The organism is Streptomyces sp. NPDC048001 (assembly GCF_043203115.1).
Classification (GTDB): Bacteria; Actinomycetota; Actinomycetes; order Streptomycetales; family Streptomycetaceae; genus Streptomyces; species Streptomyces sanyensis.
Map to the genome: position 1 here is coordinate 22,884 of NZ_JBIDBN010000001.1, position 13,513 is coordinate 36,396.

13 protein-coding genes are annotated in these 13,513 nt (G+C 75.8%); 2 read left to right on the forward strand and 11 right to left on the reverse strand.

The window, feature by feature from the left end:
- Positions 1–164: 164 nt before the first annotated feature.
- The 8 genes from ACGF15_RS00110 to ACGF15_RS00145 form a co-directional block, all read right to left on the reverse strand.
- Positions 165–1,604 (reverse strand): Gfo/Idh/MocA family protein, encoded by a 1,440-nt coding sequence (locus ACGF15_RS00110; protein WP_392796398.1) that lies wholly within the window; start codon positions 1,602–1,604, stop codon positions 165–167.
- 260 nt (positions 1,605–1,864) lie between these two features.
- Positions 1,865–2,524: a TetR/AcrR family transcriptional regulator gene (locus tag ACGF15_RS00115; protein ID WP_345608167.1), complete on the reverse strand. Its 660-nt coding sequence runs from the start codon at positions 2,522–2,524 to the stop codon at positions 1,865–1,867.
- A gap of 9 nt (positions 2,525–2,533) precedes the next feature.
- On the reverse strand, positions 2,534–3,049 hold the full coding sequence (locus ACGF15_RS00120; protein WP_345608169.1) for a peroxiredoxin: 516 nt from the start codon (positions 3,047–3,049) through the stop codon (positions 2,534–2,536).
- 78 nt (positions 3,050–3,127) lie between these two features.
- On the reverse strand, positions 3,128–3,991 hold the full coding sequence (locus ACGF15_RS00125; RefSeq protein WP_392796399.1) for a M24 family metallopeptidase: 864 nt from the start codon (positions 3,989–3,991) through the stop codon (positions 3,128–3,130).
- A gap of 89 nt (positions 3,992–4,080) precedes the next feature.
- The gene (locus ACGF15_RS00130; protein WP_345608173.1) at positions 4,081–5,163 is read right to left on the reverse strand and encodes a PDR/VanB family oxidoreductase; all 1,083 of its coding nucleotides are present in this window, start codon (positions 5,161–5,163) and stop codon (positions 4,081–4,083) included.
- Between the two features lie 23 nt (positions 5,164–5,186).
- Positions 5,187–6,062, reverse strand: a complete 876-nt coding sequence (locus tag ACGF15_RS00135) for a metal-dependent hydrolase (protein ID WP_345608175.1) — start codon at positions 6,060–6,062, stop codon at positions 5,187–5,189.
- Between the two features lie 147 nt (positions 6,063–6,209).
- On the reverse strand, positions 6,210–7,574 hold the full coding sequence (locus tag ACGF15_RS00140; protein ID WP_392796400.1) for an MFS transporter: 1,365 nt from the start codon (positions 7,572–7,574) through the stop codon (positions 6,210–6,212).
- Between the two features lie 178 nt (positions 7,575–7,752).
- Entirely contained in the window at positions 7,753–8,205 is a 453-nt protein-coding gene (locus tag ACGF15_RS00145) for an NAD(P)H-dependent oxidoreductase (RefSeq protein WP_345608179.1), read from the reverse strand.
- Between the two features lie 164 nt (positions 8,206–8,369).
- On the opposite strand from ACGF15_RS00145, the gene ACGF15_RS00150 reads away from it, so the two are divergent.
- Both ACGF15_RS00150 and ACGF15_RS00155 read left to right on the forward strand, forming a co-directional pair.
- Entirely contained in the window at positions 8,370–9,368 is a 999-nt protein-coding gene (locus tag ACGF15_RS00150; RefSeq protein WP_362613821.1) for a TerC family protein, read from the forward strand.
- Between the two features lie 77 nt (positions 9,369–9,445).
- Complete coding sequence (locus tag ACGF15_RS00155; RefSeq protein WP_345608183.1) at positions 9,446–9,670, forward strand: hypothetical protein; 225 nt, start codon at positions 9,446–9,448, stop codon at positions 9,668–9,670.
- Between the two features lie 42 nt (positions 9,671–9,712).
- Here ACGF15_RS00155 and ACGF15_RS00160 read toward each other — a convergent pair whose 3' ends face one another.
- The 3 genes from ACGF15_RS00160 to ACGF15_RS00170 form a co-directional block, all read right to left on the reverse strand.
- The gene (locus ACGF15_RS00160; RefSeq protein WP_392796401.1) at positions 9,713–10,429 is read right to left on the reverse strand and encodes a DUF2470 domain-containing protein; all 717 of its coding nucleotides are present in this window, start codon (positions 10,427–10,429) and stop codon (positions 9,713–9,715) included.
- Positions 10,430–10,528: 99 nt separating this feature from the next.
- The gene (locus tag ACGF15_RS00165; protein WP_345609786.1) at positions 10,529–11,728 is read right to left on the reverse strand and encodes an alanine racemase; all 1,200 of its coding nucleotides are present in this window, start codon (positions 11,726–11,728) and stop codon (positions 10,529–10,531) included.
- A gap of 53 nt (positions 11,729–11,781) precedes the next feature.
- Positions 11,782–13,509 (reverse strand): IucA/IucC family protein, encoded by a 1,728-nt coding sequence (locus tag ACGF15_RS00170; protein WP_392796402.1) that lies wholly within the window; start codon positions 13,507–13,509, stop codon positions 11,782–11,784.
- Positions 13,510–13,513 lie beyond the last annotated feature (4 nt).

Genomic DNA, 13,513 nt, shown 5'->3' on the forward strand with positions numbered 1-13,513 from the left:
TCCGCAAGCGGAGACGACGCGGGCGGGAACCGGAAGCAGTCCGCTCCCGCCATCCGGCAGTCCCGAGACTCCCCCTCCGCGGCTCCCGGGCGCCGCCGGGAGTGCCGTGCCCGTCGCACCGCTCTCCGCTGCGCCCCTCCTTCGCGGAGTGGGGCGACGGCGGGTCAGCGGACCGGGGGCATCTCGGTCCTCCGCGAGTCCAGGCCCGGCCGCAGGTTCACCCAGGCCCCCCTGGTGAAGTCGGGGACGGCCACGGGACGGCCCTGGCGGGCCAGGGACGCCGCGCTCAGCGGCACGGGCGAGCACCAGGCGGCGGAGTCGTAGACGTCGATGTCGGGGACGAGCCCGGCGCGCATCTGCTGCACGGTCCGCCACTGCATGACGTAGTCCATGCCGCCGTGGCCCCCGTTGCCGGCGGCGTCGTCGCCCACCTTCACCCAGAGCCAGTGGTCGAACTCCTTGCGGTAGGCGTCGAAGTCCCGCCAGGTGTGGCCGCTGTGGTCGGGTTCGAGGTAGACCCGGCCGCCGGTGGCCGAGGTGCCGGAGTAGTCCTCGAAGATGCCGCGGCTGCCGGCCAGGGTGTTGATGCGGCTGTAGGGGCGGGGCGAGCTGACGTCGTGCTCGGCCCGGATGACCCGGCCCCGCGCGGTGTCGATCAGGCAGGTGACGAGGTCCCCGTTGACGTAGGTCTCCCGCCAGGAGGGGTGCGAGCGCAGGACGAAGCGCTCCCGGTAGTCCGCCAGTCCCCGGGGGGCGGTGGCGGTGGCCCGCAGCACGGTCATCCGGTCGCCGCGGTTGATGTCCATGGCGGCGGCGATCGGGGCCAGCCCGTGCATCGCGTACAGCGAGGCGGTGCTGCGGGTGTGCCACAGCCGGCGCCAGGCGTCGGTGTAGTAGGTGTCGGAGAAGAGCAGTGCCCTCAGGTCGTGCAGATAGCCGCCGTGGCCGTTGGTGACGTCCCCGAAGAGCCCTTCGTGCGCCATCCTCAGCATCGCGAGTTCGTTGCGGCCGTAGCTGCAGTTCTCGGCGAGCATCAGATGGCGGCGGGTGCGCTCGCTGGTGTCCACCAGGTCCCAGAGCCCGTCCAGGTCCGTGGCGATGGGCAGTTCCACGATCACGTGCTTCCCGGCGAGGAGCGAGGCCCTGCCCTGCTCGTGGTGGAACTCCCAGGGGGTGGCGATGTAGACGAGGTCGATGTCGTGACGGCCGAGCATCCGCCGGTAGGCGTCCTCGGAGCCGCCGTACGCGGCGGGGCGGGGGCGGCCTCGGGCGGCCAGCCGGTCCGCGGTGCGGCGGGCGCGGTCGGCCCGGACGTCGCAGACGGCGGTCACCGTGCAGCCGGGGACGGCGGCCCACCCCTCGCTCATGCCGGCGCCCCGGTTGCCGAGGCCGACGACGCCGACCCGGACGACGGGGTGCCGCTCGTAGGGGACGCCGATCATCGAGCTCTGGCCCCTCTCCCGGCGCGGCGCGGGGGAGGGCGCCGGGGTCCCGGGGTCGTGGCGGGCGGCCGCCGCCGTGCCTGCTCCGGCGGCCAGGGCGCCCGTGGCGGCGAGGGCGCCGCCCAGGAGCAACCGGCGCGGGACTGCGGGGGTTCCGGGCATGTGCATCGCTCCTCGGTCCGTGGTGCGGCAGGGGCGGGGAAGACTCTGGCGGCGATGACACCTACATGTCAATAGATGCTCGTTGAGGGCGCGTTGCAAACAGAAACAATCAATGACGGGCGGGCGAACGGCGCGCCGGATGACAGGACGGACGGCGCTGCGGCGCCGCACGGAGGGGGTGTGCCCGGCTTCTTCAGGACCGGGGCACCGCGCGGGAGGCGCCGCGGGGTCCTCCGCGCGGACAGCGGCGGCAGGGGCGGTCAGGCCGGGTCGGCCGTCCCGTCCGGTGCGCGGCGGATGCGGTCCAGGACGCCGCTGCGGAGCTCCGGGTCCTCCACCGTCAGGCCGAGCAGCCGGTAGCCGCTCTCCTCCAGCAGGTCGACCAGTTCCTGCCGGCTCAGCCCGCTGCCGCCGAGCCACTGGACCAGCGCCTCCTCGACGAACGAGAGCCAGGCGGGGACGCCGATGGCGAGGAAGGGCGTCTCGGGCGCGCCCGCGGCGACCAGGCGGGTGAGGATCCAGTCGGCGAGGACCCTGCGCACCTCCGTGCGCAGGGAGCGCACCTCCGCCCCGCCCCCGGTGGAGAGGCGGACGACCGCGAGGAAGGCACGGGGGTGGCGGGCCGTCTGGTCGACGAAGGCCGCCAGCCCCTCGCGGAGTTGACCGGCGTAGGACAGCGAGGGGTCGGGCCGCACGCTGGCGACGAGGCGCTCCGTCAGTGCGCGCAGCACGGCCAGCCGGAGGTTGGCCTGCGAGCCGAAGTAGTGGAAGAGCAGCCCGGGGGTGACACCCGCCTCCGCCGCCACCGTCTCGGCCGAGACCTCCTCGATGTCGCGCCGCTCCAGCAGGGCGAGCGCCGAGTCGAGGATCTGCGCCCTGCGCTCCTCGGGCGACAGGCGCAGGCGCTTGGGGCGGGTCATAGGGGGATTCTATTGATCGCCCCCCGGAACCCCGCGCGGGCGCCCGGCGACCGCCGCGCGGATCTGCTCGGTGAGGGTGTCCACACTGCGGAAGGTCAGCCCGGTGACGGCGACATGGCGCCACCGCACCACGCCCTCGGCGTCCAGGACGAAGACCGAGCGCCGCAGCCCGAGCCCGGGCACGGCCACGCCGTAGGCGCGCGCCACCGCCCGCTCGGTGTCGGCCAGGAGGGGGAAGCGCAGGTCGTGCCGGGCGGCGAACTGCTCGTGGCTGTCCAGCCCCTGGGGGCTGATGCCCCACACGGTGGCCCCCAGGTCGGTGAACCGCTCCAGTTCGGAGGTGTAGGAGCACAGCTGCCGGGTGCACACCGGGGTGTTGTCGCCCGGGTAGAAGACCAGGACCAGCGGGCTGCCCCGCCTCTCGCCGGGCCGGTAGGTGCCGCGCAGCGGACCGGTGTCGGTGCGCAGGGTGCCGGGGGCGGCGAAGTCGGGTGCGGGGGTGCCCGGTTCGGGGGGCTTCGGCATGGGTTCCTCTTCCGGTCGGGAGCGGCAGGGCCGGGGCGGTCGCCGGGGGCCGGGCGGCGGCAGGGGCGCGCCCGGCGGTCACTCGGGCTCGGGCCGCCAGCGGCGCACGTGCGGGAGGTCGTCGTCGAGCCAGTATGCGTCGTCCTCGGTGACCACGAGCAACTCCTCGAACTTCAGGCCCACGTCGCCCAGGCCGATGTGGGGTTCGACGGCCCACAGGCCGGGGGTGGGGGCATGGCGCGAGGCGCGGCCGTCGGCCCAGAGCGGGGAGCGGCCCCGCAGGCGTTCGCCGACGAGTTCCCTGCCGAGCGTCTGGAGGGTGCGGACGCCGAACCCGAAGAGGGTCACCCCGGCGGGGCCGCGGGCGGTGGTCCGGGTGACCTGGTGGCCGATGACCCGTCCGGGGTAGACCTTGTGGCGGTTGTCGTATCCGTGACGGGCGGTGAGCGCGTCGACGGAGGCGTAGATGTCGGCCAGCGGCCTGCGGGCCCGCACCTCGGCGAGGATGAGCTCCCGGTACTCGCGCAGGTCGGCGGCGATCCGGTCCCAGACCTCGTTCTCCCCGATCCGGCCCGCGTAGCCGATGTCGGCGGTGTAGCCGTCGACGACCGGCGCGCAGTCGAGGATGTAGGGCATGCCCTCGGCCAGTCGCCGGTTGCCCGCGAAGAACTGCAGCGGGGTGCGGAAGCCACGGAAGGCGGTGCGGTCCCCGAACCAGGCGAAGGGGATGTGGAAGTAGTCCCGGACCCCCTCGGCGGCCAGTTCGTGCCGCAGCCGTGCGGCCGCCTGGCGCTCGGTCACGCCCGGGCCGAGCCAGGCGCCGACGCGCTGGGCGCAGCGGTAGGCCAGTTGCTGGAGTTCGCGGAAGCGGTCGAGGTCGCGGTCGTCGTAGGGGAAGGCGGGAGGGGTGGCGGTCCTGCGGCGCAGGGCTCGGCTCGTCATGGCTGCCTCGTGGGGATCGGGCTCCCCCGTGCGCGGCCGGGGGCCGCTGCCGCGGGAGCGGGCGGGAGGGCGGGAAGCGGGGCGGGGGCTCAGAGGTCGAGTTCCAGGCAGGTGCCTTCCGGTGCGCGGGAGACGCAGACGCGCAGGGCGCCGGGGGTCCGCTCCCCCGGCCGCCGGTCGCGGTGGTCGACCGTCCCGTCGGTCACCCGCACGGTGCACACACCGCAGAAGCCCTGTCGGCAGGAGTACGGGGTGGCCGGGTCGTGGTCCCGCAGGACGTCCAGCGCGGAGCGGTCCGCCGGGACGGCTAGGGTGGTGCCGCTGCGGCGCAGCCGCAGGGTGAAGGGCCGCCCGTCCCTGATCGGGGGCGCGGTGAAGCGCTCGGTGTGCAGGGCCGTGGCGGGGGACGCCTCGAAGGCCTCGCGCAGCGCGTCGAGCATCGGGGCGGGGCCGCAGCCGTAGACCGCGCCGCCGGGGGCGGCGCGGCGCAGCAGGCGGGCGGCCGTGCGCACCCCTCCCTCGTCGTCGGGCAGGATCTCGACGCGCCCCGGGAAGCGGTCGGCCAGCCGGCCGCCGAACGGCATGGAGGAGCGGGTGCGGCCGGTGTGGACCAGGTGCCAGTCCAGGCCGCGGCGTGCGGCCTCGCGGGCCATCGGCAGCAGGGGCGTGATGCCGATGCCTCCCGCGACGAGGAGGACCGGCCCCTCGGCGACGAAGGGGAAGGCGTTGCGGGGGCCCTTGACGCCGACCGGGGAGCCGGGGGCGAGGTCGTCGTGGACCTCGGTGGATCCCCCTCCCCCGCCGCGGATGCGTCGCACGGCGATCCGGTACGCGCCGGTGTCCGCGGGGTCGCCGCACAGCGAGTACTGGCGCACCCGGCCCGAGGGAAGGCACAGGTCGATGTGGGCCCCCGGCTGCCAGCGGCGCAGGGGTGAGCCGTCGGCTGCCGTCAGCGTCAGCGCCACGACGTCGTCGGCGGCCTCCTCCCGGGCGCTGACGAGGAACCTGCGGGGCGCCGGGGCGGGGCGCGGGGGCGGGACGGCGTCCGCGGACCGGGCGAGGACGGGCACGAGGGCGCGGGCGGCGCGGTCCAGGAACCGCATCAGGCGGTCGGGGCGGTCCCGGCCGTAGAGGTCCGGTGGGATGTCGGCGGGGACGGGCGGGCGGCTCATCGGCGCGTTCCTCGGTGCTCGGGTCAGTGGTCGGCGGCGCGGGCCGCGGGGGACGCGGCGAGGTACGCGACGGCCTGGGCAGTGGATCCGTCCTGGGAGGGGTGGTAGCCGGGCCGAAGGTAGCGCACGGCGAAGCGGGCCATCCGGCCCAGGCCGGGGAGCAGCCCCTCGCGTGCGGCCTCCCGGTAGGCGCGCCAGGTGGGCCCGGCCCCCGGCGGCAGGGTGGGGTCGGCGGCCATGAGGAAGCGGACGCCGCGGATCCACAGGTGCACCAGGACGGGGCCGCCGATCAGGAAGGTGCGCAGACGGCGCGCGTAGCCGGGGTCGAGGTGCCGGAGCAGGTCGAAGGCGACGCTGCGGTGCTCGACCTCCTCCGCGCCGTGCCAGCGGAGCAGATCGAGCATGGTCGGGTCGGCACCGGCCCTGTCCAGGGCCTCGGCGTTGAGCACCCAGTCGCCGAGGAAGGCGGTGAAGTGCTCGACGGCGGCGATGACGGCCACCCGCTCGACGACGTGCTCCCGGGCCCGGCCGGCGGTCGGCTGCGGGCGCTCCCCGAGGACGCGCCGGAAGACGAACTCCACCTGCCGGATGTAGGGCGCGGGGTCGAGCCCGGCGGCGAGCAGGTGGTCGAGCACGCCCTGGTGCGCCTCGGCGTGCATCGCCTCCTGGCCGGTGAACCCCAGGACCGCCTCCTTCAGCTCCTCGTCCCGGACGAGCGGGAGCGCCTCCTGGAACGTCCGTACGAACCAGCGCTCCCCCTCGGGCAGCAGCAGGTGGAGCACGTTGATCACATGGGTGGCGGTCGGCCGTCCGGGGACCCAGTGCATGGGCAGCCGGCCCCAGTCGAAGCGGACGTCGCGCGGGTGCAGGACGAGGTCGTCGTGAGTGTCGTGGCTCATGGGTGCTCCTCCACCGGGAGTGGGCCGGACGCCCTATTGAGAGTTACTCAACAGTAAGGCGGCTTGTTGACCTTCTGTCAATAGTGTGGGCGTGCGCGGGCGGCGGCCCCGCGCGCGGCCTGAGCGGGCGCGCCGGGAGCCGCCCGGTCAGGGGCTGAGCTCCTCCAGCGTCCGGCCGCGGGTCTCCTCGGCGCACCAGGCCAGGCCCGCTCCCGCGGCGGCCACCGCACCGAGCTGCGCGAACACCAGGGGCAGTCCCCCGCCCGCGCCGAGGATCGCCCCCACCGCCACCGGACCGGCGATCACCCCGAGGCGGTTCCACAGCCCGCCGAAGGCGGCGCCCGTGGCGCGGTGGGACGTGGGGTAGAGCTCGGGGGCGTACAGGTACAGGCCCGCGTTGATCGCGTACAGGAAGAAGGTGGCGCAGGAGGCGAAGGCGGCGACCTCGGTGCCCGTGTCCGCGCCCGACGCGGCGAGGGCCCCCAGGCTGACCGCGGCCCCGCCGAGCGCGGTCGCCAGCGCGGGCCTGCGCCCGACGCGGTCGACCAGCAGGGCGGCCGCGAGGGTGCCGAGCAGGCCGGTGGCGTGTGCGAGGAGGGTGTAGGCGAGTGCCGTGCCCAGGTCCAGGCCGAAGTGCCCCGCGTAGAGGGACGGGAGCCAGACGGAGATCCCCTGGTTGACGTAGAAGGCCGTGAACCACAGCCCGGAGAGCACGGCGGTGCGCCGCAGGTAGACGCCGCGGAAGAGGGCGCGCAGCCCGCCGGGGCCGACGGGCCCGGCGGCGCGTGGGACCGGGGGCGGCAGCGCCTCGCCGGAGGCCGCGGCGACCCGGTGCTCGATCCGCGCGAGGACCGCCTCGGCCTCCGCTCCCCTGCCCCGCGCCAGCAGCCACCTGGGCGACTCCTCCACATGGCGGGGCAGCAGGGCGGCGAGCACGGCGGGCAGGGCCCCGAGGACGAACATGGCACGCCAGCCCGCGTGGGGCACCACCCAGACGGCGACCAGGGCCGCGGCGGCGAGCCCCGCGGGGAAGACCATCTCGTAGAGGAGCACGAAGCGCCCCCGCCGGTCGGCCCGGGCGATCTCGTTGATGTAGGCCGCCGCGACGGGGACCACACCGCCGATGCCCAGGCCCTGGACGAAGCGGAAGAGCGCGAACCCCTCGACGCCGCCCGAGGCCGCGACGCCCAGGCCCGCCAGCCCGGTGACGGCCACACCCAGGGCGACCGTGCGGACCCGCCCGATGCGGTCGCCCAGCCACCCGGCGGCCAGCGCGCCGACGAGCATGCCGACGGACGCCGCGGCGAGCAGCACGGTGGCCTGGCCCTGGCTCAGCCCCCACTCCACCGTCAGCACGGGCAGCGCGGACGCGGCCAGCAGCATGTCGAAGCCCTCGAAGAAGGTGACGGCCCCGATCAGGACCCGCACCTTGACGTGCCAGCGGGAGTGGGGGAGCCGTTCGAGCCGTGCCGCTATCGAGCCCTGGTCCGGTATGCCGGGCGCAGTCGCCATGGAGGTCCTTCCGGGCCTGGGTGGGGTCTCCGGCGGCACCGTCGCCGCCGCGCGGCGCCCCCCGGGGTGCCGCGCGCGGCACAGTATGGCCGACACCTCCGGGGCCGGGGTGCGGACCCGGCCACCGTCCGCCGCCCCCTTCCCGCGGCGCGGCGCGGCCCGGCCCGGCGCGGGCGGCTCAGCCGCCGAGACCGGCCGCGAGCACGGCCCCCAGTTCCCAGCAGCGCTCCAGGTCTGCCCTGCCCGGCTCCCCGGTCACGGCGACCGCCTCCGCGGCGCGGCGCCAGCCCAGGCCGGTGGTCACCGCGTCGATGGCCCTCAGGGCACCGGTCACGTCGTTGCCGCCGTGGACGTAGGCGCCGAACGGGCGGCCGCGGGTGGCGTCGAGGCAGGGGTAGTAGACCTGGTCGAAGAAGTGCTTGAGCGCCCCCGACATATAGCCCAGGTTGGCGGGGGTGCCGAGCAGATAGGCGTCGGCGGCGAGCACGTCGACGGCCGTGGCGGCGAGCGCGGGGCGGCGGACGACGTCGACGCCCTCGATCCCGTCGGCGCCCGCGCCGGAGACGACGGCCTCCAGCAGCGCCTGGCAGTTGGGCGAGGGGGTGTGATGGACGATCAGCAAAGTGGCCACCGACGCACCCTGCCGCCCCGCGGGCCGCGCACGCAAACCGGCCCGCCCGGCCGGGTGCGGCCTCGCGGGCGGGGCGCCGCCGCCGCGTCCAGGCAGGACAGCACCGCCGCCATGGGCCAGACTCGTAGGACAGCCTCCGTCCACCGCCCTGCGAGGTCGGGTCCATGCATGATGTGCCGCTGTGGCTGTGGATCGTGTTCGCCACCACCGTGCTCGTGTCGCTGGCCGTCGACCTGCTGGCGCACCGGCAGGCGCATGTCATCGGCTTCCGGGAGGCCGCCGCCTGGAGCACGGTCTGGGTGGGCCTGGCCCTGGCCTTCGGTGCGCTGGTCTTCCTGGTGGTGGGCACGGGCGCGGGGGTCGAGTACACGACGGCATGGCTGCTGGAGAAGAGCCTGTCCGTCGACAACCTCTTCGTCTTCGCCCTCATCTTCGGCTACTTCCGGGTGCCGCGCGCCTACCAGCACCGCGTCCTGTTCCTCGGCGTCCTCGGCGCCCTCGTCTTCCGGGGGCTGTTCCTCACCGCCGGCGTGGCCGTGGTCAGCCGCTTCACCGCCGTCCTGTTCCTCTTCGCGGCCGTCCTCTTCTACAGCACCTTCAAGATCCTGCGGGGCGAGGACGAGGGCTTCGACCCCGGCCGGAGCCTGGCCGTCCGCGCGCTGCGCAGGGTGGTCCCGGTGCGCGACGACTACGAGGGAGCGCACTTCTTCGTGCGGGAGCAGGGCCGCCGGGTGGCCACTCCCCTGCTGGCCGTCGTGGCCGCGATCGAGGCGGCGGACCTGGTGTTCGCCGTCGACAGCGTGCCCGCGGTGCTCGCGGTCAGCAGCGACGCCTTCATCGTCTACACCAGCAACGCCTTCGCGATCCTCGGCCTGCGCGCCCTGTACTTCCTGCTCTCCGGGCTGCTCGACCGCTTCGAGTACCTGAACAAGGGGCTCGCCGTGATCCTGGGCTTCATCGGGGTCAAGCTGGTCCTCCAGGCGGCCCACGAGACGGTGAGCACCGCCGTTCCCGAGATCCCCTCACCGGTCAGCCTGGCCGTCATCGTGGTGGTGCTCGCGGTGTCCGTGGCCGTCAGCATCCTGCACCCGCCGAAGCCCTCCGCTCCGGCGGAGGGCGAAGCCCGGCGGCCCGCCTCCCGCGACGGCGACCCTCCCGGTTGAGGCGCCGCCCGGGAAGGAGGCGCGAGCCAGGGCAAAGACCACCCCACACCCTCACCAAAAGAGAGTAAAGTTACGATATGTCCAAGAACGAGCGAGCCGCCGAGAGCCGGAGCGTGCACCACTGCCCCGCATGCCACCGGCCCGTGAGCGATGTGATCGAACGACGCAAGTCCATGGGCGTGACCGTCCCCGTGTGGGTCGCGGGGCCCTGCCACAACCCCGAGTGCACCGCTTACGTCCCGGAGCACACCGACATCACCTCGGTACGCGGAAGCACCTGGCACGCCGCCACCGACTGGTAGCCGCGCCCCCGCCGGAGGGACCGGACCCGCGGCCGGGGGACCTCAGGCCCGCCCGGCCCGGCGGCAGCGGCGGCCGCGGGCGAGCAGGGCCTCCACCTGGGCGCCGACCTCCGCCGCCGAGTCCACGGGCTCCGGGAAGGGGAGGCGGACGTCCTCGTGGCCGCGGACGTACTCGAAGCGCAGCGTGAAGCCGAAGCGGTCGAGCGCGTAGGGGCGCACCGCGGCCTGCTCCTCGCGCATCCCCGGCGCCGCCAGGCGGCCGAGGCGGCGGACCACGTCCTGGTGGTCCCGGTCGAGATGGGCGAGCATGGCCGCCTCCTGGAGCGCGAGCCCGTCGGGCGCGGCCGACTGGACCTCGCTCGGGCCGACCGGCTCGACGCGCCCGTCCCGCTGGATGCTCGCCCGAGCGAGGTCCAGCCTGAGCACCAGCACCCCGGGGTCGTCCTGCACCACGGCCGGGGACAGCTGGCCGAACAGTGCGACCCGCGCCCGCACCCGGTCGCGGGCGCGCACGGGTGCGATGTCGGTGAACTCCGCCAGGGCCGCGAGCGTTCCGCGCGGCGCGCACGCCGCCTCGGCCGCGAGCGGGGTGTCGCCGGGCACCCGCAGCAGCAGGCGACCGCGCTCGACGGTGTGCATGGCCACGAGGTCGTAGGAGGTCCCGGCGGTGGCCAGGCCGAGTGAGCCGGCGGCCGCGACGACGGAGCAGATCCGCTCGGCGCGTGAGGGTTCGGCGACGCGGGCAGGGGCGAGGGCCATTCCAACTCCTTAGGTTAGGCTTGCCTAACCTAGCACCCCGGTACGACTCCCGCGCCACCGCCCGCCGCACTGCCCGCGCCGGCCCCCGTCACCGCGCCGTCAGACGAACCGGAAGCCGGGCGGAGGGTGCATCAGGAAGTCGCGGTGGGAGATGTTCCAGGCGTAGGCGCCCGCCATCGCGAAGACCACCCGGTCCCCCGCCCTCAGCCCCGGCGCCGGCACCGCCCTGGCCAGCACGTCCTTCGGCGTGCACAGCTGACCGGCCACCGTGACCCGCGCTCCCCCGGCCGCGGGCCGGGGCCAGGGGTGCCCCCACTCCTCCACGGCCACCACGGCCGCGGGCTGGTCGTGGCCCTTGGCCGCGGGGGTGCGCAGATGGTGGGTGCCCCCGCGGACCACGGCCACGTCCTCGCCGTGGCTGCGCTTGACGTCCAGCACCTCCGTGACGTACCAGCCGCAGTAGGCCGTCAGGGAGCGGCCGGGCTCGATACGCAGCCGCAGCCCCGGGTGGGTGCGCGCGAGGCGCCCGAGGCCCGCTCCGTAGCCCTCCCAGTCGAAGCGCTCGCCCGGCCGGCCGTAGTCCACGGCCATGCCGCCGCCCACGACCGCCTCCGGCGCGGCCAGCCGGTGGCGGGCGGCCAGGTCCGCGGCCGCCCCCGCCACGGCCCGGGCGACCCGCAGCAGGGTGGGAGCGTCCAGGCCGCTGGCGAGGTGGGCGTGGATCCCGGCGGGGACGAGGCCCGGGCAGCCGTCGCCGGCGAGCAGGCGCAGGGCCTCGGACGCCTCCTCCAGGGACATGCCGAAGGGCGAGGGGCGGCCGCCCATGGTCAGGGCGCTGCCGCTCAGCACCCCGTGGTCCACCGGCACGTCGACACGCAGCAGCACCCGCACGGGCGGCCGTCCCGTCGAGGCCGTGGCGGCGGCGAGCGCCGCGAGCATCCGCACCTCGTGGAGGCTCTCGGCGTGGATGCGCTCCACCCCCGCCCCCAGGGCCGCGGAGAGCTCCGCGGGGGTCTTGCCGGGGCCGGAGAAGGCGAGCGGGTGGCCGGGCGCGGCCGCGCGGACGTGTTCCAGTTCACCGCCCGAGGACACCTCGTAGCCGTCGGTGAAGGGTTCCAGGGCGGCCAGGATCGCGGGCTCGGGGTTGGCCTTCGCCGCGTAGTACAGCTCCACCGCCCGCGGCAGCGCCCGGCGGACCGAGGCCGCGTGGGTGCGCAGGGCCGTCAGGTCGTAGACGTAGCAGGGCAGCTCGCCCGGGCGCAGCGCTCCGGCGGCGGCGCGCACGGATGGGGTCAGCAGGCCGGCCGCCGACGGCTCGACCTCGGTGGCGGGCACACCGCCGGGCTCGGGGGTCACAGGGCGCCTCCGGGGGTCAGGGGGGAGGGAAGCCGCACATAGGCGGCGTCGCGGTCGGCCTCGCGCCGCCAGCGGGTGAGCAGGTTGGCCTTGGCGGGCAGCGGCGCACCGGCGAGCAGCGCCGCCGTCCGCGGCGGGTCGCCCAGGGCGCGGGAGGAGCGGGCCAGGACGCGGCGCACCTGCCCCCACAGCGCGGGCTCCAGCCCGGGGTCCAGGTCGGCGAGGGCGGCGAGGACCTCGGCGGCGTGGTTGACCAGCAGGCAGTAGACCACCCGGTCCCAGCCGCGCGCCGCGTCGTAGGTCAGCGGCCCGGCCACGTCGCGCGGCAGCGCGGCCAGTGCCTCCCGGTGGTGCCCGGGGAGCAGCTTGACGCCCTCCAGGTCGCGGAAGAGGACCTTCTGGGGCATGCCGTCCCGCCCGACGCAGACCACGACGTTCTGCAGGTGCGGTTCGAGCACGATCCCGTGGCGCACATAGGCGGTGAGCACCGGCGGGATCAGCAGCTCCGTGTAGCGGGCCCACCAGTCGGCGGTCCGGCGCCGGTCGGCGCCCGCCAGCAGGTGGGAGACGTGTCCGGGACCCGTGGGGTACTCCCCCGCGACGTCCGCGGCGAGCAGGGGCACGGCCCCCGGCGGGGTGACGGGGCCGAGGCCGTCGCGGACGATGACGCCGAAGCCCTCCAGCAGACGGCGGTCGGGGCGGCCGTCCCGCCCCGGCAGGGCGAGCGAGCGGTAGGCGGGCTCGCGCAGCACCGCGCAGCCGGGGTGGCTGCGCTCCAGGTCCGCGAAGGCGGGGGCGAGCAGGCGGGTGAGGGCGACGGCCCCGGCGAGTTCGTAGTGGGCGTTCTTGCGGACGCAGTTGGTGATGCGCACGTCCAGGCTGAACTTCAGGAACGCGCCGCCGTCGTAGACCGTGCGCACCGAGGCGGTGGGCGCGACCGGGTGGGCGGTGGCGCCGAGGTCGAGGACGTCGCCCCGCTCCAGGGCGGCGGCCAGCACCGGGTGGGAGCCGAGCAACCCGGCCTGCCAGGGGTGCGCCGGGAGCAGCCGGTATCCGGCCGGCGCCCGGCCGAGCCGGTCCAGCGGTCCGAGGCCGCCGGGGGCGGCGGTGTCCTCGGCGGCGAGGTCCGCACGGACGGCGAGCAGCCGCAGCGGGAAGCGGGCGCCCTCCTCGGGCGCGTAGGCGGCCCAGGCGGCGGGGTCCGCGCCGTGCGCCTTGGGGGTGGGGTGGAAGCGGTGGCCGAGCAGCAGGGACTGCTCGGAGGCGAGGTAGGTGCCGAGCGGGTCGCCGCCGGGGGCGGCGGGGGCGTGCGCGCGCGAGCGGCGGGCGAGGGTGCCGGCGACCGCCCGGTGGCTGGCGGCCACCTGGCCGAGGAACTCCTCGTTGGGCGTGCCCGTGCGGGAGCAGAGTTCGGCGTGCACCAGCTCGGCCAGCCGCTGCCAGCCGATCTCCGTCCAGGCGCCGCGCGACGGGGACTCCAGGGCGCTGACGGGCCCGGTGAATCGGTGGGCGCCGATCAGCGAGGTGCGGCGCAGCGCCACGCCCAGCCGGATGTCGCGGTGGGTGAGCCGCATCAGCAGGCGGCCGTCGGCGAGGACCTGGTCCCCGGGCGCCACCGCCTCGCGCAGCAGGCAGTTGAGCAGGGTGTGGGCGACGGCCTCGTCCGCGGTGGGCAGGCGCGCGGGCGCGCCGGACCGCCTGCGGGACGTGGTGGTGCTGGGCATCGGG